Genomic DNA, 21939 nt, shown 5'->3' with positions numbered 1-21939 from the left:
CACTCATTATGACCAAGCCTTGGCATTGGCGATCGCTCCCCCTAGAAAATCGTACTGGCGCGGAAATTTTCGCCGCCCTATTTCTACCTACCACATCATCAGGCATTGCTACCCTACTAGAAAGCCCCTACCCCACACCCACAAGCCAACCCCAACTCAGCCGCTATTCCATCTGTGCAGGCGCACCCCGCATCATCGATGGTGTACCGCAGATGTGGACACCGCAATTAGGTCAGGTTTTCCCATTTTTGGAGGAGTTGCTACAAAGTGGGGGTGTAGGGGTACAAGGGTGTACTTCGACTGCGCTCAGTAAGCAGGGTGTAGGGGAAGAAATGTTTCTCCCATCGCCCCCTGCCCCCCTGCCCCCCTGCACCGCTACCCCCCTGCCTCCTCATCTCCCCTTCACCGGTGGTTGGCTAGGCTGGCTTGGCTATGATGTCGCTTGGGAAATTGAACAGTTACCTTTTGCTAAATCTGATACTCTACCCTTCCCCGTGGCTTTTTGGTATGAACCAGAATCGTTTGCCGTTTTAGATCATGTTGAGCAAATTCTTTGGTTAGCAGGTAGTGACATTAATGATGTAGATAGGTTAAAAATTCTTTTAGAAGATAAAAATTCAGGGAATTCACTCTACCAAGTTACCTCCTCACCGCATACACCCATCACTTCTGCCCCTGAGTTCTTCACATCGCAGTCAGATTATGAAACATCAGTCAACCGCGCCAAAAAATATATTCAGGCTGGAGATATCTTTCAGGCGAATCTTTCTTTGCGGTTTGCCGCATCTACAACGGCTTCTGGCTGGTCAATTTACCAAGCATTACAGAAAATCAATCCTTCACCCTTTGCCAGCTACTGGCAGACTCCTTGGGGTGAAGTAGTTAGCTGTTCACCAGAACGGTTGGTGCTGTTGCAAAATCAGGAAGCTCAAACTCGACCAATAGCCGGGACGCGATCGCGCGGTACAACCCCAGAACAAGATCATCAACTAGCACAAGAACTACTCAGCAACACCAAAGAACGTGCAGAACATATCATGCTAGTAGACTTAGAACGCAATGATTTAGGGCGAGTGTGTGAATGGGGAACAGTAAAAGTTGACGAACTGCTCACAATTGAGCGATATAGCCATGTTATGCACCTTGTCAGCAACGTTATAGGTACTTTAAAATCCGACCAAAGCGCCGTTAATTTGATTCGTGCCATGTTCCCAGGCGGCACAATCACAGGGTGTCCCAAAGTGCGGTGCATGGAAATTATCGAAGAACTAGAACCTGTGCGACGTAGCCTGTTTTATGGTTCTTGCGGCTATCTCGACTGGCGCGGTAACTTGGACTTGAATATCCTGATTCGTACTCTACTTCTAGCACCCGCATCTCCAGCTAGAAAGCAAGGAAGCAGCAAATCAGAGCCAGAATATCCACAAAATGCCCCACTCCCTACTCCCCACTTCCCACTCCCCAGACAAATCAAAACCGTCTGGGGACAAGTGGGTGCGGGGATTGTGGCAGACAGTGATCCTGAAAGAGAATGGTATGAATCTCTGCACAAAGCGCAAGCACAACTAGCAGCCTTGAACCTCATAAATCACCCATGAATCACGCTGAATTAAATTGGTGCAACTCCTAATTTCTGAATGATGACTCATCAAATGTTGGCAATTTTGTGCCACAAAATAATAATTATGGCAACATGGAGAGAAGCCAGCGCCAACATCGATTTTAGGTCAGCTTTGGCTATTTTTGTAGCAGGGGATAAGTGACAGGTTATGGGCTTCGCTGTCAGTTGCGCCCAGTGATACAGTGAGCTTGCAAAACTGCTCAATTTCTGCGTCAGCCGAACGGTGTCAGAGTTTTGAACACTACACCCTCACAGGGAAGTCACAATTCAAAAGCCAGAGAATCTTTAACTTTTAACTTTTGACTTTTGACTTGATTCTGCCCCTTCACCCTTGGTTTTTCGTCTTACTGCGAAGTCCTACTAGGCATCATCAAAGATTTCATCACTGCCAAGTGATGGCAGAAATCACTCAATTGGAGTAGTTTTAACTAAATATTCTGACGAACAGGTATGATCATCGTCTGGATGTTTGTCTAAAACTACAAATCAATATACATACTCCCACCTTGACTCTTAAATGACTCCAGAAAATCCTGAAATCTACATCAATCATCCAACTTGGGGCTTACTTTATCGGATTTGTGTGGTTGACGACAACCAAGATATGTTCACTACACTTTATGCCCAACGCTTATTTTTTCTGGTAACAAACGACGTTAAAGGTATTAAATTTCAACCCATTGGACGTACTGAAGCCAGAATGATGTTAGAAAATCGTTTGCGGACTCTACGCCGTAATGGTTCATCTCAGGAGTACGATCAGCTTCAGAGTGTTTTCCAACGCACGTTCCAATGAGTAGTTCGATTGACGAACATATTGCCAATATTCGCGCCTCACTGCCATCTTCGGTCAGGTTAATTGCTGTCAGCAAGCAAGTTTCGGCGGAGATGATTCGTTTAGCTTACAACGCCGGAATTCGTGATTTTGGCGAAAGCCGTATCCAAGAAGCTGCCACTAAACAAGCTCAGTTACAGGACTTATCTGATATTACTTGGCATTTGATTGGACATTTGCAAAGTAATAAAGCCAAAAAAGCCCTAGAACTATTTGAGTGGATTCACTCTGTAGATAATTTGAAGCTGGCGCAGCGATTAAATCAATTAGCACAGCAGCTAGGAGTTACCCCAAAAGTCTGTCTGCAAGTCAAAATCCTTCCAGACCCGCAAAAATCAGGTTGGACTGTTCCAGAATTACTGGCAGACTTAGGGGAACTCAACCAGTGCCAGTTTTTACAAATTCAAGGATTGATGACAATTCCGCCTCTGGGGTTGACTGAGGCGGAAATTTTGCATGTATTTAATAGCACTCATGATTTAGCAAAACAAATTCAGTTACAAAACTTGCCAAATGTTCAAATACAGGAACTGTCGATGGGGATGTCTGGGGATTATCAACTGGCAGTCCAAGCGGGAGCAACGATGGTAAGATTGGGAACTATTTTATTTGGCGATCGCCAATAGTTTCGCTGACAGCAATTCTTGACTATTTGTACCAGAGCTTCTAGGTAAGAAATACATATAATTGTCCTAGAGTGCTGGTACAATAAAACACTAAAAAAATCATTAACAAAAGTAACGAAACATCAAAAAAACCTGTAATTAAGCTTTATATCCTAAAATCTTTGGGATATAATCTTGACTCATTATTGTATCTAGGTTAAGGTACAGGCGTTTACAAAAGCGTCCGTTCATTATCTATAGTTGTAACAGAAGCTACAAACAACGATAAGATTACTAAATTGTCCGTCCTTTGTAGTGATCTTTAGTGGCTACATCAACTATCAGCCAAATCGATAAAGGTAATTTGCATCAGGAGCGTACCAAATGAACAATATATTTTCCAAACTGCGAGATTTCGTAGGGCTGAACGAGCAGGTAGAATACGAATATTATGAGGAAGAACCAGATACAGATCACTACCAAAATCTGTATCAAGAGGAAAATCCTCAACCTGCACCAGCAGAAGCTACTACACAGAATCGACGTTGGCGGGAACCCATGTCTACAATGGGTAATGATGTAGCAACAGGATCAAAGTCTACGATGGGGAACGTAATTGGTATGCCAGGAGCAGTAAACGGGATTTCTGAAGTATTAGTGCTTGAACCTCGTACATTTGAAGAAATGCCCCAGGCAATTCAAGCGTTACGTGAGCGCAAATCAGTTGTACTCAACTTGACAATCATGGACCCGGATCAAGCTCAAAGAGCAGTTGATTTTGTTGCTGGTGGAACTTACGCATTAGATGGACATCAAGAGCGGATTGGAGAAAGCATCTTTTTGTTTACGCCAAGCTGCGTACAAGTCAGCACCCAAGGTGGAGTTATTCATGAAGTACCACAACCGCCAGCGCGTCCTGTACGTACCGCCCCAACTGCCACACCAAACTGGGGAAATGAACCTAACCGCATGGCACAATAAATTGAAATTAGTCATTAGTCCTTTGTCCTTCGTCCTTTGTCCCTCGTTCTAAGATACAAATGACTAATGACAAGTGACTAATGACCAATCATAAATGACTAGAAAATTTGGCTTAATTGGTGGTGGGGTAATGGGAGAGGCGCTGTTATCCCGCCTGCTTGAGCGGGGCATCTACCAACCCTCAGAAGTAATCATTAGCGAACCCCAGCCAGCGCGTCAGGCTTTTTTGCAGCAGCAATACAATGTGGCTGTGACAGCAGATAATAGCTTGGTATTTCAACAAGCGCAGGAAGTCATATTTTTAGCTGTAAAACCGCAAGTATTTAGTGCGATCGCTCAAGAATTAGCAGATATTGTTTTAGCAGAACATTCCCCCTTGGTGATATCGATTTTGGCAGGAGTGCCTTTACATCACCTAGAAGCATCATTCCCAGGATTACCAGTCATTAGAGCAATGCCCAACACCCCAGCCACAGTCGGGGCGGGGATGACAGCTATCTGTTTAGGTGCGTATACAAATGCTAAACACCAGCAAAAAGCATCAGAGATATTTTCCGCCGTGGGAGAAGTGGTGGAAGTCTCCGAAAGCTTGATGGATGCTGTCACAGGCTTATCTGGTAGCGGCCCGGCTTACGTCTCTATATTGGTAGAAGCTTTAGCAGATGGTGGAGTCGCCGCAGGCTTACCCAGAGGAATTGCCAATCAACTCGCCTTGCAAACAGTATTGGGAACCGCACAATTACTGCACACCAGCAAAATGCACCCAGCAGAATTGAAAGACAGAGTAACTAGTCCTGGAGGGACAACTATTGCTGGTATTAGCCAATTAGAAAAAGCTGGATTTCGCTCGGCTTTAATTGAAGCAGTCAAAGCCGCCACAGCGCGATCGCAAGAATTGGGAAAATGAGGGGAGTGGTGAGTGGTGAGTAGGGAGTGGGGAAATTAGAAAATATGCCTATTCCCCATTCCCTACTCCCTATTCCCTACTTCCTATGACGAAGTTGACAAAAGACCCGTTAATATAGTAAACAGTCTGGTTGCAAATGTGATTGAGTGAACTATCCCGCACCGTCTCCAGAAATCAACTTAGGGTCGATATTTCCCTTTGATCTGGATCAGTTTCAGAAAGATGCGATCGCGTCCCTTAATGCTGGACGCTCCGTAGTTGTATGTGCGCCCACGGGTTCTGGCAAAACCTTAGTCGGAGAATACGCTATTTATCGCGCCCTAGCTCGAAAAAAGCGCGTATTCTACACCACACCCCTCAAAGCCTTGTCGAACCAAAAACTCCGCGATTTTCGTGAGAAGTTTGGTGCCGATTTAGTAGGACTGTTAACTGGTGATGCGTCTATTAACCGAGATGCACCAATTTTGGTCATGACCACAGAAATCTTCCGCAATATGCTCTATGGCACACCCATCGGGCAAGTTGGCATTTCCTTGGTGGATGTGGAAGCAGTGGTATTGGATGAGTGCCACTACATGAACGATCGCCAACGCGGTACAGTTTGGGAAGAATCGATTATTTACTGTCCCCGTGAAGTGCAACTAGCAGCCCTCTCCGCCACAGTTGCCAATAGCGAACAACTAACAGATTGGTTAAACCAAGTCCACGGCCCCACAGACCTGATTTATTCTGATTTTCGCCCAGTGCCTTTGGAATTTCATTTCTGTAATCCCAAAGGTCTGTTTCCCTTGCTGAATGATACGCAAAACAAAATTAATCCCCGCCTCATTAAGAAACATCGCAAAGGACAAGCTGACAAAGGTAAAAACGGCAGACCAGAAGCCCCAGGCATCATCTATACCTTAAGCCAACTCCAACAGCGAGATATGCTCCCCGCCATTTACTTTATCTTTAGCCGTCGGGGATGCGATAAAGCTGTGGCTGAGGTGGGTGATTTATGGTTAGTCAATGGTCAAGAGTCACAAATATTACGGGAGCAAATCGACGACTTTTTAAACCGTAACCCGGAAGCCGGACGTTCGGGACAAATTGCCCCCCTTTATCGCGGCATTGCTGCCCACCATGCCGGGATTTTACCTGCGTGGAAAGTACTGGTGGAAGAATTATTCCAACAGGGATTGATTAAAGTGGTATTTGCGACGGAAACCTTAGCCGCCGGGATTAATATGCCTGCCCGTACCACAGTGATTTCCACCTTGTCAAAACGTACCGACACCGGACACCGTTTGTTAAATGCTTCCGAATTTCTGCAAATGGCAGGTCGGGCTGGTCGGCGGGGGATGGATAAACAAGGTCATGTGGTGACAGTCCAAACTCCCTTTGAAGGCGCGAAGGAAGCAGCCTATCTGGCGACATCAAAACCAGATCCTTTAGTCAGCCAATTTACACCGAGCTATGGTATGGTGTTGAATTTACTGCAAACTCACACCATAGAACAAGCTAGAGAATTAGTAGAACGTAGTTTTGGTCAGTACATAGCTAACTTGCACCTCAAACCAGAATACGATGAGATAGCTGAACTGCAAGCCCAATTAGCCCAACTCCAAGAACAAATCGCGGCTGTAGATGAAAACGAAATTGCTATTTATGAGAAATTACGCCAACGTCTAAAAACCGAACGCCAATTATTAAAAACTCTGCAAAAACAAGCCCAAGATGACCGTCAAGAAGAGTTAGTCATGATGTTGGGCTTTGCTGTTTCTGGCACACTGTTAAGTCTCAAAGGCAAAAATATCACGGTTTCTGCACCTGTGATGGCAGTTTTAGTTGGTAAAAGCCCTGGAGTACAAGCACCATATTTTGTTTGTTTGGGACAGGATAACCGTTGGTATGTGGCGACAACGGAAGATGTGATGAATTTACATGCTGAACTCCCCCGCCTGGATGTGCCAGGAGATATTCTGCCACCATCAGAATTAATCTTTAAGCCAGGACAATCTTACCGTGGGAATGAACAAACAGCTGCGATCGCCAAACTCATTCCTAACCCCGATGAAACTCTCAATTTACCACCAGAAGTCGCAGAACAACTCAGTCGCGTTACCGCCGTGGAAGAACAAATCGAAAATCATCCACTGCGCCAGTCTGGTAATGCTTCGACAATTTTTAAACGCCGAGCGCGTTATGTAGAACTTGAAGCCGAACTCGAACAACTGCAAGGACAAGTCGCCCAACAATCACAACGCCATTGGGAAGAATTTCTCAATTTAATTGAGATTTTGCAACACTTCGGTTGTTTGGATAACTTAGTCCCCACAGAATTAGGACAAATGGCCGCCGCCATTCGGGGCGAAAATGAATTATGGCTAGGTTTAGTGTTTGCGAGTGGTGAATTTAACCAATTAGACCCGCAGCACTTAGCCGCAGCTGTCGCCGCGTTGGTGACAGAAACTCCCCGCCCCGATAGTCGAGTCAACTTTGACTTAAGTGAAGAAGTTGCCGAGGCTTTAGCCAAACTTCGGGGTATCCGCCGTCAAATGTTCCAACTGCAACGGCGATATAATGTGGCGTTACCGATCTGGTTAGAATTTGAGTTAATTGCGATCGTTGAACAATGGGCATTGGGTATGGAATGGACAGAACTCTGTAACCACACCAGCTTGGATGAAGGCGATGTCGTGCGAATTTTACGCCGGACTCTCGATTTATTATCTCAAATTCCCCATGTTCCCCATCTCCCAGACGTTTTGCAGCGTAACGCTTACCGGGCGATGCAGTTAATTGATCGGTTCCCAGTCAATGAGGTAGTTGAGTAGTCGGGAGAGGGGGTAGACAAGGTAGAGGGGGTAGACAAGGGTGAAGAAAAATAGTTTCTACCTTGTCTCCCTTGTCTCCCTTATCCCCTTTGTCCCCCTTCCCCCAAGAATCAAGGTGCCAGTCGAGCTTTACCTAGACGCTGCTTTTCATACCATTGTGCGATCGCTGGTGTCCACTCGGCAAAATGCGGCCACATTAATTCGCACAACTTCTGAATTTCTAACTGGGCATCTTTTTTATTTCTCAGGTCACAAAAATGCAAAAATGACCTGACATTAAAGCTCACAACAAAATGCTGGCGATAGTCAAACGGCACTATTCCTCTAGCATGTTCTTCCGACATCCCAGCTTGGAAACTTGCCGCATATCTTTTAGCTGCTTCCATACACCATTCTAAATCTGCGGCTCGTTGCTCTGGTGAGTAGTAATATTTTTTGCCTTGTCTATCTGTGTAATGACCTACAGGACGTAGGTAGAAAACATCTTCTATGTCTTTCTTGCCTTCTATGACTTCAATAAACTGATTGCCTGTATATCTGAACGAATTGTGAACAACTACACCATTAGCAACAAAATTATGCCATTTGCCATCTACTTCTAAATCATAAGTTTTTTGCAAGCCTAAATAGCGCACTTGCACAACTTTCATTGGGTGCGCTTTTAATTTTCGTCCCGTGGGTTTTGGTTTTTGAGCAAGAGCCACAATAGGAACAAAATTTTGGGCAAATTTTAGTTCTAATCCCTGGTTATGAATTTGTCTCACAGTTAAACCAGCCGATAACTGTTCTTGCAAGCAAGCTTTATCTCGACACAACCGCTCACCAACAATAACTCCGTTGGTCATTAAGTAACAATTTTGGTTATATGTAATAACTTCTCTATTATTATTCGTTACTAACTCTAAAGCTTCTCCCATAGTCTGCCAACCTCGTTCAGTTAGCAAGCGATGATTTTCTGTACAGTCTAACGTTCTGCCATCCTCTAGAGTTAAGCGATAAACAGGTTGTAGTCCTTGGTCAAAAACTTCTTTAATGTGACCAATTTCAAAAATACCTGTTTCTTCATTGAGAACACGCAATTTCATTTTTCGCAGTTGTGTTTTACAATCTCTGCGATATATTCCTGGTGCTTCTCCCTTACGTCCTCGAATTTTTCTTTCACGAAGGGCTTTTTCACCGTTAGTCCATAAATCGTAAAGTTCGGAAATTTTGATTTTTGTTAAACCACCCGAAGTTTTAACAAAAGTAACCTCACTATCTCCACTCAGACACTGAACATCAAAGCTCACTCCGACGCGATGAGTCCGGGCTTGTTGCATGACGCTGTGAGGAAAATAACCACAGTTGAAGACAATTTGCGGATGTTCTAGCGGCCCGTAATGTCCCCGTTCTCCGGCTAACAGTCGTTTAACAATAACTTCACCGCATTGTGATTCCGAAGGCCATGAGTCTCGTTCATCAACCACAAATGCGTCAGTATAGTCCTGGTGCATCGCAGCATAAATCACTTGCTGCGGATTTGGTGTTTTGGTAATAACCTCTACTCGGAATCGCTGCATGGGTTTTCTCAGAGTTGACATGAGGAGTAGAGCCTGTTTGTTACACATGACTCAAAACTCAGAACATCATCATATAGCTTTGGGTAGACTCAGATACTTTACAAAAGTTTACTAATCCTGTTACACTTCTTTACAAGCGAAAGCAATTGGGGAAAATTTGATGCGTACCAACGGTTCTATTGTTGATGATCAGGGCAAGATGAATAACTTTGCGGTTGAGCCAAAAATTTATGTAGATGAGCAAGGCGATCGCACTGGCTTTAAACCATATTCAGAACTTCTCAATGGTCGTTTAGCAATGATTGGTTTTATCTCACTGATAGCATTAGAAGTATTTACTGGACATGGCGTTTTTGGGCTTTTATCCAGTCTGTAATCACTAAATTCTTAAAACGCAATTATTTTTTAAATTTAAGAGAGACGGGAAATATCCCGTCTCTCTGTTTATATATATACAATTCAGAAGTCAGGAGCCAGAATTCAGAACTCATAATTGTCATTTTTAGAAACTGTATTTAAACCAGATGAACATTGATAATTTTCTACCTGATTCAGAAGTAAAATCAGACTTAATTAATACTTTATGGGAGGATAAATTAAAGTGTGTACTTGAATTAGAACGAGGAACAATTATAGTTCCTCGTGATGTATTACTTGAAGTAGTATCAAAGAGTTATAGGCAAAATAATTATCAAATTGGTTTTGGTAACTATTATGCGGCTCAAATAGCAATTGGAGGAGTAAAAGAATTAAACTCAGGTATTTTGTACCCACTTCACTGCTTCGCTACTATGTTTTACACTTTTGATAAAAAGCTTATAACTGTAGATATTCACTCGGAAATGCGATGAAATCGTCTAGTTACTAAGTAATGAAGACGAAGCATAGGCGTAGGTGTTCAAAACCCTTACACCCTTACACCCAGCTTCCATAGATCATCCTTGTGTGTAAGTCCTAATTCAATTGCGATGAGCAATCACAGCATAAAAAGGATCTCCCGCACCAATACCCATCAACTGTAAAAAATAGGGCATAGTTGACTGGCGAACAATCACTTCTGGAGTGGTAAATCCCGGTACTGAGGTGAAATAGTGCTTAACTAATTCGACTCTGGCGGCTTCGGAAGCATCACGCCAAGCTTGAATGGCTTTTTGAAAAAACATCCGGTTAGAAAAGCTAATAATCGCAATACCACCAGGTTTGAGAATGCGATGAATTTCGGAAAAGACGGCTTCGGGATATTGTAGATACTGCACAGAAACGCAAATCAGCACAGCATCAAAATCTTGATCTTGTAGGGGTAGCTGCGGATTGTCGTTGAGATTTTGGACAAAATAATGATTTAGGCGCGGATTGCGTGCGAGTTCTTCAGCGTTGAGTCCATGTCCTTCAATATGGGCAAACTCTATTTCTTCTGGTAAATGAGATACCCAACTGCTCATCATATCAATGATGCGAGTGTTGGGTTTGAGGCGATCGCGGTACAAATCTGTTAGCTGCTGAATAAACCCATCATCAACATGAGTGACGAAGCGAGGATAGGCATAAAATAACCGATCATCCGTATCATCTAATTTTTGGCGTTGATTTGGTCTAAGTGTCATAAATATCGATTTTTTAAAAGCTCGTTACAAAACTTAGTATAAACAAGAAAGAAAAAACAGCTATTTTTACTTCTGCTTCATCTTTGCCATTTTTATCAGATGTTTGGTTTTACACCTTTTTAATTCGTCAACAGTCTCATGGAATTCTTGGGGGATTGGTACAAGAGTTCTATACTGAAATCTGCATCAATGCCCAAATTACACCTGCGGTAACTAGTGGCACACTGAGGTTATCTGTACCTTGGGGTGAGATGGCTTCAACTAAAGTTGCGAAACTCGCACTAATTAACGCTGTTAACAAAGCCTTGCTCACACTAAAAGTTACAGCTAAAGGACTCAGGAAAGAACCAGGTAAAAACATCAGTACCAAAAATATTGCTGTTGTGCTGGCTAAAAACATCGCCAGTGAACCTTCCCAAGAACGTACAGATGAACCGATTTGGTATTTGTGTTGTCCAAAACTTTTACCAATTAATGCAGCTAAAGCGTCTCCCCAAGTCATAGCCATAATTCCAGCCACAGCAATGGGGACATGATCAACTGAATTATCTGGTCGCCAGAATAACCCAAAAAGTAGCGTGACTGAAATTGCAAAATAAACTGTCCCTGGAGAACTATCTTCAGTATCCATTGCACCGATAAGTCGATAACGGTAAAGCAGATAGTTAACACCGATAAAGGTAGCGAAGGGAATAATCCCAATTTGCCAATGTTTAAACAGCAGCAACACACCAAAAATCCACATTCCGGCGCTGATGTGGATAACTTTGCGAGTTAAGTCTGGCTGAATACCAAAAAATTTTCGCAGTCCTTCACCAAGGGCTAATAAACTTATAGCGTAGGTGTAAGAAGCAGCTAGTCCAATCAGATCAGAGTTGGTCATTTGTTACTGGTCAAGGATCAATGATTAATAGTTATTTTCGCTTTTATTGCCTTGACATAAGTAAGTCGGTGGGAAAAAACATAACTATATTAAGAAAAGTTAATTAAACTAAAACCCTCTTTCCTTCTGCCTTCTACCTCGACCTTTTTACAATTAAAAATATTTACGTCGCTCTACTTAGAATGAGATTTTGGAATTAATTACTACAGCATACCAGCGATCGCTATGACCGATAATCACCCCTAACATTCCCGCAAAGGAAAAACCCGCCACGTTATAAGGACATTCAGCATTCTTGTTAATACAATGCAATCCCATTTCATACCAAATCGAAGGAATCTGCACGGCTAAATGTGGATCATTTGCCAAAATTGTTTTTTTAGTGACGGTGCGTTTTCACTTTGAAAATTCCTCCCCAAATCGTAAGCCATGACTTTACCCCAGGTTAAAGGGGGTTAGGGGGATCTGAATCAAGATTTAGATGTTAACCGAAATGTATTGAAAGTGGGGAGTGCGTCAATCATTAACTTTTATGCCATGAACTATTGACAGGTATATATTGTAAATCTAATATTTAGTTTATCTAATTATAAGAGAGTAGATAAACTTGTGACAGGACTGACAGGAAAAGTAAATCGGTCGGAAATACCTGCCAGCATACCGAAACCGATTATTCTAGAAACCCAAGGACTCACACGCCGCTTTGGTAAGGTTACGGCAGTTGACGACCTTAGCATCTCTGTAAAACAAGGGGAAGTTTTTGGCTTACTGGGGCCGAATGGTGCAGGTAAGAGTACCGTAATTAAAATGTTGACGACTCTGTTACCTAGCAGCGCAGGGAAAGCAACCTTAGCTGGCTATGACATCACCCATCAATCTACAGCTGTGAGAAGGGTGATTGGCTATGTACCACAAGCTCTTTCTGCTGATGGTAGCCTCACCGGGTATGAAAACCTGTTGATATTTGCCAAGTTGTATGAAATTCCTAGCAAGCATCGAGAACGATACATTAAGGAAATTCTGGGATTTATGGGTTTAGCAGATGCTACCCATCGCTTAGTCAGAAATTACTCTGGTGGGATGATTCGCAAGTTGGAAATAGCTCAATCGATTTTGCATCAGCCGCAAATTTTGTTTTTAGATGAACCCACAGTCGGACTAGATCCCCTCGCACGCACTCAGGTTTGGCAATTAGTACAGAAACTTTGTACTGATTTTGGCACCACGATATTTTTAACTACCCACTTTCTAGAAGAAGCTGACAATCTTTGTGACCGAGTGGTAATTATGCAGCGTGGCGCAGAAATTACCCAAGGCGTACCCAAAGACCTCAAAGCCTCACTCGGTAAGCCGAATGCAACTTTAGATGATGTCTTTATCCACTACACAGGCGACCAATTAGTATCAGGAGTTAACTACCGTGACACAGCAAGAACCAGGCGTACTGCTCAACGGTTGGGTTAGAAACAAAGCGACGCGCAAGCATAATTTTATCTCTGCAATTAGTGAGTTAATCATTAAAACATTGGCGATCGCAGAACTAGAAGTTCGCAAACTCCGCCATGATCCCACAGATTTAGCTGTGAGAGCCGTCCAGCCAGCACTATGGTTACTCATCTTTGGGCAAGTCTTCGCCAAAACTAGAGCCATCCCAACTCAGGGAAATCTGCCTTATTTAGATTTTATGACGGCGGGAATTTTGGCGCAGAGTGTTTTATTTGTTGCCATTTTCACTGGGGGAATGACTTTAATTTGGGAACGGGATTTAGGAATTGTGCATAAATTCCTCGCCAGTCCGACACCCCGCGTTGCAATGGTATTAGGCAAAGCCGTAGCTTGTGGAGTCAGGTGCTTGTCACAGGTATTTATTATTTATGGGTTGGCATTTTTATTAGGAGTCAAGCTGAATTTACATCCCTTGGCAATTATCCAAGTCTTACTGATTGTTTTCATGGGTGCGGGATGTTTTTGTATTTTTTCCCTGATTATTGGTTGTTTGGTGAAAACCAGAGAAAGAATGACGGGAATTGGACAGTTATTAACCATGCCGTTGTTTTTTGCCAGCAATGCGATTTATCCGATTTCCTTAATGCCTGACTGGCTAAAATTTATTTCTCACATCAATCCTTTAACTTATGAGGTTGATGCTTTACGTGGCAAAATGCTACTCAACGGTACAAGTCTTTATGGATTTAGTCTGGATTGTACAATTCTCCTACTAACATTAATAATATTAACCCTCATCTGTGGCAAACTTTATCCACGGGTGGCGATGTAACTAGGAGAACTACTAGCCAATGAAGCTCGATAAACCCTCACATACGGCCACTTCTGAAGAATGTGCAGCCAAAGTCATGGAAACCATTCCATTAGTGATGCGGTTTATCAGGAAGGAGATGCGAGCGCATAACGCCGGGTTTTTGTCAATTCCCCAGTTGCGATCGCTGGCATTTATCAACCGCAATCCTGGTGGTTCATTATCTGGTTTAGCAGAACATCTTGGTGTCACCTCAGCCACAGCTTCCGCAACCATAGAACGGCTAGTACAGCGCAACTTAGTACAACGCGAACATCATCCCCAAGAGCGACGGCGGATAGTTCTCAACTTAACTGACGAGGGTAAGTATCATCTTCAGCAATCCCTCAATCATACTCGCGCTCAAATTGCTGACATTCTCAATAATTTGTCAGCCGAGGAATATTCTCAGATTGAACAAGGGTTAACCTTCTTAAAAAATGTCTTCGATCAAACGGAAATTAACTCCTAACAGCAATCAGGCTGAAAAACACGATCCCTTTGCGGCGTTAAGATTTCGAGACTATAGATTATTTACCATTGGGCGGTTACTGTTATTTATCGGCGCTCAAATGCAAACAGTCGCCATCGGCTGGGAACTGTATGAACGGACTGATTCAGCCTTGGCTTTAGGTGGTGTGGGACTCGCTCAAGTCTTACCGATTATTGCCCTCACCTTAGTTGCGGGAGATTTAGCCGATCGCCGCGATCGCAAAATCACTGTTTTATCTTCAGTTATCTTACTCGCTCTCTGTTCCCTGACTTTAGCAGTGCTTTCCTATACCAAGGGAGCAGTATTTTTAATTTATGCCTGCTTAGTGTTATCTGGAGTTGCTAGGGCATTTCTCAAGCCGGCGGGTGATGCTTTGATGTGGCAGTTAATACCTGTGAGTGCTTTTACCAATGCTGCCACTTGGAATAGTAGTAGCTTTCAGTTAGCCGCAGTAATTGGCCCCGCCTTGGGTGGCTTTGGCATTGCTTTGTTAGGAAGTGCGACAGGGGTATATATATTAGCGGCGATCGCTGCTTTTTTATGTTTCTGTCTCACAGCCACAATTAAAGAGCAAAAAAATATTCGCACCAAAGAACCACTTTCTTTACAAGCACTCTCCGCCGGCGTGAAATTTCTCTGGGAGAATCAGTTGATTTTAGCCGCCATTACCTTAGATATGTTTGCGGTGTTATTTGGTGGTGCGATCGCCCTACTGCCAATTTTTGCCAAAGATATTTTGCGCGTCGGGCCAGTAGAATTAGGCTACCTGCAAGCCGCCCCTTCCATCGGCGCATTAATTATGGCTGTGAGTTTAGCCTATCTACCCCCATTACGCAAAGCCGGGCCGGCCTTACTTTGGTCAGTTGTTGGCTTTGGCGTGGTTACAATTATTTTTGGTCTATCCCGTTGGTTTTGGCTATCTATACTTATGTTGGTGTTGAGCGGTGCGTTAGATAGCATTAGTGTAGTAATTCGCCATACTTTAGTTCAAATTAAAACACCCGATCATTTACGTGGTCGAGTAGCGGCAATTAATAGCGTGTTTATCAGTGCTTCTAACGAGTTGGGTGGTTTTGAATCTGGTTTAGCGGCTGCCATATTTGGCCCGATTGCGGCGGTGGTGGGCGGTGGTGTTGGCACAATTTTAGTAGTGCTGGCAGTCGCTAAGATTTGGCCTGGTATGGTTAAACTTGGGTCATTGGAAGAATTAGATTAAAGTCTAAATAGCGTTACTTAAATTGACATCATCTAAATCTGCTCCTGTTATAGCAATCCTACGTGATTTGTAAAAATTGAAAGGCTCAAATCCCCGACTTCTTTGAGAAGTCGGGGATATTGTTGTTCAAAAGTGATTTAGGACTGCGATAAATCAGCATTATTTAATTCTATTCCACTCAAATCCACTCCTTCGAGGCATAAATCTCGAAGATTTTCATGATGAATTTGTCTTTGTCCTACGGCTGATTTTCCTAATAGTGTCCCAGCATTGAATACTAAGCAATTCTCCTCTCTCCGCGCCCTCTGCACCTCTGTGGTACCCTACCCTTCGGGAATTTGCGTCTACGTTAAATCCCTAGCCTGGGACGTATACCATAATGCCGATAACGCCAATAATCGCGCAGAATACGGTCATGATCAAAACATAAATTAGTCGGTACAAGCCAAGACTCAAAAACACCTATACCCTTGGCATCATCTCCCGCCTTTGGTTCTCCCGTAGCTGTAGCCAAAAATACTATGCTAATCGTATGCTGACGGGGGTCGCGGCTGGGGTCAGAATACACCAAAAATTGTTCAATCAACTCAACCTTTAAACTAGTTTCTTCTTCAGCTTCTCGCTTGGCTGCGACTTCCACCGATTCACCATAGTCAACAAAACCACCGGGAATTGCCCAACCAAAAGGGGAATTAAGCCTTTCAATTAACACTATTGGCCGATGTGGTTGGTCAATTAATTCAATGATGATATCAACCGTTGGCGCGGGGTTGCGGTAACTCATAGTCAAGATTCAATAGTCAATGGTCAATAGATCACTAAGTCATAACACATAACAAATGACTAAGGATACAAGACCAGAGCTTCCTTTTCTGTGGTAAATTCAATGCGATCGCCCAGCGTATCCTCCAGACTTATACTTGAAATTACATAAATATGCCTTTTCCTAGATCAAGTGGCATTTTGCTGCATCCTACTTCTTTACCCAGCCGATTTGGTATTGGTGATTTAGGTTTAGCAGCCTACAAGTTTATTGATTTTCTCCGCGAGAGTTACCAGCAATATTGGCAAGTTTTACCTTTGGGGCCGACTGGTTACGGTAACTCTCCTTATGCGGCTTATTCTGCAATGGCGGGTAATCCTTTCCTCATCAGTCCCGAAAAACTCCAAGAACAAGGTTTACTCGCTGAAGCAGACTTTGCGAATCTGCCAGAATTTAACAATTCTCAGGTAGACTACGACAAAGTAATTGCCTTTAAAACCCAACTGCTCAAAATAGCCTGCAAAAATTTTCAAAGCCAAGCAACGCCTCTACAACAAACTGAATTTGCGGGTTTCTGTGACAGTAAAGCTTATTGGTTAGATGATTATGCTTTATTCATGGCGCTAAAAGATGCCCATGAGGGTACAAGTTGGCATACTTGGGAACCAGAACTAGTCAAGCGCGAACCAGCAGCACTTGAGCAAGCAAAGCAGCAGTTAAGTGCAGAGATTTTTTATTATAAATTCATCCAATTTGAGTTTTTCCGTGAATGGTCAGAACTCAAAGCCTATGCCAATATGAGTGGCATTCAAATTATTGGCGATATTCCGATTTATGTCGCTCAAGATAGTGCTGATGTCTGGTCGCATCCTGAAATTTTTTGTTTAGATGAGGAAACCAGAGAACCAAAATTAATGGCAGGAGTTCCACCAGATTACTTTAGTGCTACTGGTCAATTGTGGGGAAACCCGGTTTACGACTGGGAAGAATTACAAAACCAAAACTTTAAGTGGTGGATAGGTCGCTTTGAAGCGATGCTGGATTATCTCGATGTGATTCGCATTGACCACTTTCGCGGATTTGAAGCTTATTGGGCTGTTCCCCAAGGGGAAGAAACTGCAATTAATGGCGAGTGGGTGAAAGCACCGGGAGATGAATTGTTTGCTGCTATTAAGGAAGCTTTGGGTAAGTTACCTGTATTAGCTGAAGATTTGGGCGTAATTACCCCAGAAGTAGAAGCACTACGCGATAAATATGAATTTCCGGGAATGAAGGTATTGCAGTTTGCTTTTGGTTCTGATCCCGGTAATCCCTTTTTACCATTCAACTACTCGCGGAATTTCGTAGTTTATACCGGAACCCATGACAACGATACCAGCGTTGGCTGGTTCGATAAAGCAAATGATTACGAAAAGCGTAACTTCCTACTTTATTTAGGTTGTATCAGTCCTGAAGGTGTGCATTGGGATATTATTCGCTTGGCTTTTAGTTCTGTCGCCAATCAAGCAATTATTCCCTTGCAGGATGTTTTAGGCTTAGGAACCGACGCGCGGATGAATTTCCCCAGTGTGGCTGAAGGTAATTGGGGCTGGCGCTATCATACAGAAGCACTGACTCAAGAATTAAGCGATCGCTTAAAAACTCTCACCCAATTATACGGCCGCGCCCCACAACCAAGATAAGGGAACTTGGACAGGGGGCAGGAAGCAAGGGAAACAGGACTTACGCACCAAGATTGTCTGTGGAGATTGGGTTTAGGGGTGAAAGGTTATGGGAGGGTTTTCAAAACCTACAGCCCTACACCTGACCCAAACATTGATTTTTCGTCTCATTGCGTAAGTCCTGTGTAATTAAGATTGGGGCTTGGCGGCGGCAATTTTCACTTCTTCTGCTTTCCCTGGTTCTCCCATTTGTCTAGCTTCTTGCTGATTCACACTCATCATCACACCTCCAGCATTATCGGTTTTGACGGTGAGTTGCTCTTGGGCTTTCCAAACCCGATGGCTTCCCTCTGGTAAAACTCCTTCAAACTCGGTTTTACCATCAGCCACTACCCGAATCCAAGAAGCGGCTTTTAAGGTGACACCAATCTGTACAGTTTGATTTTCTTGATTGTTGCTGACAGACTCGGCGGCTGTATTTTCTGGTTTAGAATTAGGCGCGGGCTGGGAAACAGTTTCTGGTTGTGAGTTATTATCAGCACTCAATTCTGCACCGTTTAATACTTTAGACAAACTGCTGACAGAGCAAATAATTACAAATATGTACAGCAAGTAAAGATGAACTGGCCGTAATAGTTTCAGTGACCGATTCACAGGCGCAACCGCCGTGGGAGTAGCTGGGATCACAGTTACAGGAAAAGCCTTCGCAAATTCTGTCCCGTTAAAACCTAGTGCGTCAGCATATTGACGAATAAATCCTTGAATGTAAACTGGTTCTGGTAAGTCTTCGAGATTACCTTCTTCAATCGCCTGCAACAACCGCCGCGAAATTTTGGTAATCACCACCATTTCTTCTAGAGATAAACTTTTTTCTTGACGCGCCGCCCAAAGTTGAGCGCCCATTTCTTTCAGCTTTTCGGCACGTTGTTGTTCTAGAGTTAGGGTTGGTTGCTCATTGTTTTTGCTTTTAACCTTAAACCACTTCATGATTTAACTTTACTCCTTCCCTCAGCTGAGTCTTTAATAGTTCTGCCCTTAATGCTGTTGTGCAGAAAACGAATTTCTGCATCACTCAAATACCGATATTGACCTTCACATAAAAAGGTTTGTTTTGGCTGTTTTAATTGAATTGTGCCTATAGCAGTTCGATGTAATTTAATGACTGGATGTCCCAAAATCTCGGCTACGCGCCGAATTTGGCGATTTCTACCCTCCTTTAAAACGATTTCTAAACAACTGTTTTCCGCAGAACTTTCTATAAAATTTACTTGAGCAGGCAGCGTTTTTCTTCCATCTAATATCACACCTTGAGACCACTTTTCGATTATTGCTGGCGAAGGATGACCTTTGACTACAACTCGATAAGTTTTTGGAATACTATGGCGTGGATGAGTGAGTCCAAAGGTTAATTCTCCATCATTGGTGAGAATTAATGCGCCTGTAGATTCTGCATCTAAACGCCCAACAGGATGAATCCCTAAACCTGCACGTAACTTTTTAGGTAGTAAATCCAAAACAGTCTTTCTGCCTTGGGGATCGGCGCAAGTTGAAACTACTCCTGGTGGTTTGTTGAGCAGCAGATAAATTAAGGGGGGACGTTCTGCGGCAGAAATTAACTTGCCATCAATGGCGATCGCATCTTCTTGGGTGTTAACTTTTTGACCTAAATTTGCGACTACTCCATTTACCTGCACACGCGACTGCCGAATCATTTCTTCCGCTTCTCGCCGTGAGGCAATACCTAACTGTGATAGTGCTTTTTGTAATCTGACCTCCATGTTGAAATTACTTATACTTTATTCAACCTTTAAATAATAATCATATTTGCATTTTGTCCTGAATCGCCATAGATGTTAAATTTAAGGCTTGTTTCAGTTTAGTTAGTTGATGAGCTAAAATTCATCAACACAATAGTTCCATGCCTGAAAATAATTCCCAAGCAAAGGGTGCAAATAAAATACGAATTATCACCAATGTCCTCACTACAGCGATCAAACTCTGGTTAAGGTCGCAAGTGAGTCATGTGTCTCAGTTAGAGGTGGATATTCAAGCGAGCGATCGCCAACTTCTCTCAGGTCGTATTCCTTGGGTTTCTATTGCTGCAAGCGATGCAGTCTATCAAGGCCTCCATATTACACGAATTCAACTCGTTGCGGAGAACATTCAAATCAACATAGGCGCAGTACTGAAGGGCCAGCCCTTGCGACTGTTGGCAACAGTACCAGTGGTTGGCGAACTGATCGTAGATGAGAAAGACCTCAACAGTTCTGTCTCATCAGAACTATTATCTACTGCTTTAAATGAAGTACTGGTTCAACTTGTACCAGAACACTGCCTAAAATCCAAGCAAATGGCTTGGGAAAAAATTATTTTGGAGAATCATCGAATAATTCTGGGTGCTATCCTAACACGTCCCAGCGACAATATACCTCTGGAAATATCTTTAAATTTAGATTTATTTGGTGATCAAGAATTACGGTTATCACAGATTAAAGTGATAGAAAATGGTTCGCCTCTAACTTTAAGTAACGAAAATTACAATTTAGATTTAGGTTCTGATGTCGAAATTCAAGAACTAAAACTGATCCCCGGACAATTAGTGTGTCGCGGGAAAATTAGTGTGAATCCGTGAGAAGTTGGAAGTGTGAAGACAAGGGGGACAAGGGGACAAGGGAGAAAAGCACAAAAGATTATTGACTCCTGACTTCTGACTTGTATCAAAATACAGTTCATATCAGCTACTGTTCCCTGTTACCTGTTACCTGTCACCTGTTACCTAATCAACGGCAATAACAATGTGACGAAGTAGTAAACTAACGGGGCTGTGAAAATATAGCTGTCGGTGCGGTCTAATATGCCGCCATGACCGGGGATCAGTTGTCCAGAGTCTTTTACCCCAGCATCGCGCTTCAGCATAGATTCTGTTAAATCGCCTAACAGACTAGCAATGCCAATTAGTAAACCCAAAGCTATACCTGTAAACAAAAATTGGGGTAACTGAAGATAATAGCAGCCTGCGATCGCCACAGCCACACTACCAGCAATGCCAAATACTGCGCCTTCTACAGTTTTTTTCGGGCTAATATCTGACAAACGAGTTTTACCAAAGAATTTACCAAACACATAAGCGCCAATATCTGCCGCCCAAATACATAAAAACGCCAATATAGTAAATGTAAACCCTGGTGGTATAGCAGCTAAATTGTTTGGGTCTAAAATCTCAGCCCAAGAATTAGGCCAGTAACCGTTGAGAGGAATATTACTCACGGCTGCACTGCCAATTCCCCGTAGTCTTACCCAATAGCTTGACAGATAAGCTACATAAAATAGTCCCATAATCGAAGCGGAAACATCAGCGATCGTCGCCATTTTGGGCTGAAATAGCAAGTAAAAACAAATCACAGTCCCACCCAGAGGTAATACTGCATCTGCTAAACTGCCATCGACTGTACAGATAATTAGCAAGACTTGGCTGACAAAGATAGTGGTTTTTGCTGCCGGGACAATGCCTCTAGCCTGCACTAAATTAAAATATTCCAGTTGCCCTAAAAAGATGCTGACAGCAATCGCAACAGTGAAGTACCAACCTCCTAATAGGGTAGCTACCAAAGCAAGGGCGATCGCAATAATTCCGCTAATAATTCGAGACCAAGGCATAAAAGAAAAGTATGAAGTGTGTAGACGCGCTTTGCGCGGCTT

At 43.2% G+C, this 21939-nt stretch carries 20 protein-coding genes and 3 pseudogenes; 14 read left to right on the top strand and 9 right to left on the bottom strand.

The genetic code is table 11. The features are described from left to right. The first annotated feature begins 8 nt into the window (after positions 1 to 8). The 6 genes from H6G28_RS28355 to H6G28_RS28330 all read left to right on the top strand — a co-directional run bounded on the left by H6G28_RS28355 (position 9) and on the right by H6G28_RS28330 (position 7765). Entirely contained in the window at positions 9 to 1598 is a 1590-nt protein-coding gene (locus tag H6G28_RS28355) for an anthranilate synthase component I (RefSeq protein ID WP_190675952.1), read from the top strand. Between the two features lie 540 nt (positions 1599 to 2138). Next, the gene (gene pipX / locus H6G28_RS28350) at positions 2139 to 2417 is read left to right on the top strand and encodes a transcriptional coactivator PipX (RefSeq protein ID WP_190591642.1); all 279 of its coding nucleotides are present in this window, start codon (positions 2139 to 2141) and stop codon (positions 2415 to 2417) included. Continuing rightward, positions 2414 to 3082, top strand: a complete 669-nt coding sequence (locus H6G28_RS28345) for a YggS family pyridoxal phosphate-dependent enzyme (RefSeq protein WP_190675950.1) — start codon at positions 2414 to 2416, stop codon at positions 3080 to 3082. Before pipX ends, H6G28_RS28345 begins: the two co-directional genes overlap by 4 nt. A gap of 363 nt (positions 3083 to 3445) precedes the next feature. Continuing rightward, positions 3446 to 4042: a cell division protein SepF gene (locus tag H6G28_RS28340; RefSeq protein ID WP_190591644.1), complete on the top strand. Its 597-nt coding sequence runs from the start codon at positions 3446 to 3448 to the stop codon at positions 4040 to 4042. 94 nt (positions 4043 to 4136) lie between these two features. After that, the gene (proC, locus tag H6G28_RS28335; RefSeq protein WP_190675948.1) at positions 4137 to 4949 is read left to right on the top strand and encodes a pyrroline-5-carboxylate reductase; all 813 of its coding nucleotides are present in this window, start codon (positions 4137 to 4139) and stop codon (positions 4947 to 4949) included. Positions 4950 to 5095: 146 nt separating this feature from the next. After that, a complete protein-coding gene (locus tag H6G28_RS28330; protein ID WP_190675946.1) occupies positions 5096 to 7765 on the top strand; it encodes a DEAD/DEAH box helicase in 2670 nt (889 codons plus the stop codon). 110 nt (positions 7766 to 7875) lie between these two features. Here H6G28_RS28330 and thyX read toward each other — a convergent pair. Both thyX and H6G28_RS37695 read right to left on the bottom strand, forming a co-directional pair. Continuing rightward, positions 7876 to 8310, bottom strand: a pseudogene (thyX, locus tag H6G28_RS37700) (FAD-dependent thymidylate synthase); the annotation flags it as partial. 12 nt (positions 8311 to 8322) lie between these two features. Next, positions 8323 to 9324: pseudogene (locus tag H6G28_RS37695) on the bottom strand (FAD-dependent thymidylate synthase); the annotation flags it as partial. A gap of 160 nt (positions 9325 to 9484) precedes the next feature. Here H6G28_RS37695 and H6G28_RS28320 point away from each other — a divergent pair. Then, on the top strand, positions 9485 to 9700 hold the full coding sequence (locus tag H6G28_RS28320; protein ID WP_190591648.1) for a CAB/ELIP/HLIP family chlorophyll-binding protein: 216 nt from the start codon (positions 9485 to 9487) through the stop codon (positions 9698 to 9700). A 148-nt stretch (positions 9701 to 9848) separates the two neighbouring features. Further along, on the top strand, positions 9849 to 10175 hold the full coding sequence (locus H6G28_RS28315; RefSeq protein WP_190591649.1) for a hypothetical protein: 327 nt from the start codon (positions 9849 to 9851) through the stop codon (positions 10173 to 10175). 108 nt (positions 10176 to 10283) lie between these two features. Here H6G28_RS28315 and H6G28_RS28310 read toward each other — a convergent pair whose 3' ends face one another. The 3 genes and pseudogenes from H6G28_RS28310 to H6G28_RS28300 all read right to left on the bottom strand — a co-directional run. Beyond that, positions 10284 to 10928 carry a class I SAM-dependent methyltransferase gene (locus H6G28_RS28310; RefSeq protein WP_190591650.1) on the bottom strand — a complete coding sequence of 215 codons (645 nt, stop codon included), beginning with the start codon at positions 10926 to 10928 and terminating at the stop codon, positions 10284 to 10286. Positions 10929 to 11097: 169 nt separating this feature from the next. Continuing rightward, on the bottom strand, positions 11098 to 11811 hold the full coding sequence (locus H6G28_RS28305) for a diacylglycerol/polyprenol kinase family protein (protein WP_190675944.1): 714 nt from the start codon (positions 11809 to 11811) through the stop codon (positions 11098 to 11100). Between the two features lie 216 nt (positions 11812 to 12027). Next, positions 12028 to 12207: pseudogene (locus H6G28_RS28300) on the bottom strand (penicillin acylase family protein); the annotation flags it as partial. 213 nt (positions 12208 to 12420) lie between these two features. On the opposite strand from H6G28_RS28300, the gene H6G28_RS28295 reads away from it, so the two are divergent. Genes H6G28_RS28295 through H6G28_RS28280 form a run of 4 tightly spaced genes read left to right on the top strand, consistent with a single transcriptional unit; the run spans position 12421 to position 15816 of the window. Further along, the gene (locus H6G28_RS28295; protein ID WP_190675943.1) at positions 12421 to 13275 is read left to right on the top strand and encodes an ABC transporter ATP-binding protein; all 855 of its coding nucleotides are present in this window, start codon (positions 12421 to 12423) and stop codon (positions 13273 to 13275) included. Continuing rightward, entirely contained in the window at positions 13232 to 14089 is an 858-nt protein-coding gene (locus tag H6G28_RS28290) for an ABC transporter permease (protein ID WP_190591653.1), read from the top strand. Before H6G28_RS28295 ends, H6G28_RS28290 begins: the two co-directional genes overlap by 44 nt. A gap of 19 nt (positions 14090 to 14108) precedes the next feature. Beyond that, the gene (locus tag H6G28_RS28285; RefSeq protein ID WP_190591654.1) at positions 14109 to 14579 is read left to right on the top strand and encodes a MarR family winged helix-turn-helix transcriptional regulator; all 471 of its coding nucleotides are present in this window, start codon (positions 14109 to 14111) and stop codon (positions 14577 to 14579) included. Next, positions 14548 to 15816, top strand: a complete 1269-nt coding sequence (locus tag H6G28_RS28280; protein WP_190675941.1) for an MFS transporter — start codon at positions 14548 to 14550, stop codon at positions 15814 to 15816. The genes H6G28_RS28285 and H6G28_RS28280 overlap by 32 nt, the downstream gene beginning before the upstream one ends. Positions 15817 to 16165: 349 nt before the next feature. Here the strand turns inward: H6G28_RS28280 and H6G28_RS28275 are convergent, their stop codons facing one another. Next, on the bottom strand, positions 16166 to 16600 hold the full coding sequence (locus H6G28_RS28275; protein ID WP_190591656.1) for an NUDIX domain-containing protein: 435 nt from the start codon (positions 16598 to 16600) through the stop codon (positions 16166 to 16168). Positions 16601 to 16752: 152 nt separating this feature from the next. Here H6G28_RS28275 and malQ point away from each other — a divergent pair, with 152 nt between their 5' ends. Continuing rightward, positions 16753 to 18261: a 4-alpha-glucanotransferase gene (gene malQ, locus H6G28_RS28270; RefSeq protein WP_190591657.1), complete on the top strand. Its 1509-nt coding sequence runs from the start codon at positions 16753 to 16755 to the stop codon at positions 18259 to 18261. A gap of 168 nt (positions 18262 to 18429) precedes the next feature. Here the strand turns inward: malQ and H6G28_RS28265 are convergent, their stop codons facing one another. Both H6G28_RS28265 and H6G28_RS28260 read right to left on the bottom strand, forming a co-directional pair. After that, on the bottom strand, positions 18430 to 19227 hold the full coding sequence (locus tag H6G28_RS28265) for a helix-turn-helix domain-containing protein (protein ID WP_190591658.1): 798 nt from the start codon (positions 19225 to 19227) through the stop codon (positions 18430 to 18432). Next, a complete protein-coding gene (locus H6G28_RS28260) occupies positions 19224 to 20018 on the bottom strand; it encodes a pseudouridine synthase (RefSeq protein WP_190675938.1) in 795 nt (264 codons plus the stop codon). The genes H6G28_RS28265 and H6G28_RS28260 overlap by 4 nt, the downstream gene beginning before the upstream one ends. A 140-nt stretch (positions 20019 to 20158) precedes the next feature. Here H6G28_RS28260 and H6G28_RS28255 point away from each other — a divergent pair, with 140 nt between their 5' ends. Further along, the gene (locus H6G28_RS28255; RefSeq protein WP_190675936.1) at positions 20159 to 20872 is read left to right on the top strand and encodes an LmeA family phospholipid-binding protein; all 714 of its coding nucleotides are present in this window, start codon (positions 20159 to 20161) and stop codon (positions 20870 to 20872) included. Positions 20873 to 21012: 140 nt separating this feature from the next. On the opposite strand, the gene H6G28_RS28250 is transcribed toward H6G28_RS28255, so the two are convergent. Then, positions 21013 to 21897 (bottom strand): phosphatidate cytidylyltransferase, encoded by an 885-nt coding sequence (locus H6G28_RS28250; protein ID WP_190675934.1) that lies wholly within the window; start codon positions 21895 to 21897, stop codon positions 21013 to 21015. Positions 21898 to 21939: the final 42 nt, after the last annotated feature.

The organism is Nostoc sp. FACHB-190 (assembly GCF_014696905.1).
Taxonomy (GTDB): Bacteria; Cyanobacteriota; Cyanobacteriia; order Cyanobacteriales; family Nostocaceae; genus Nostoc_B.
The sequence above is the reverse complement of the archived record's forward strand: the minus strand, read 5'-3'. Positions and strand labels throughout refer to the sequence as shown.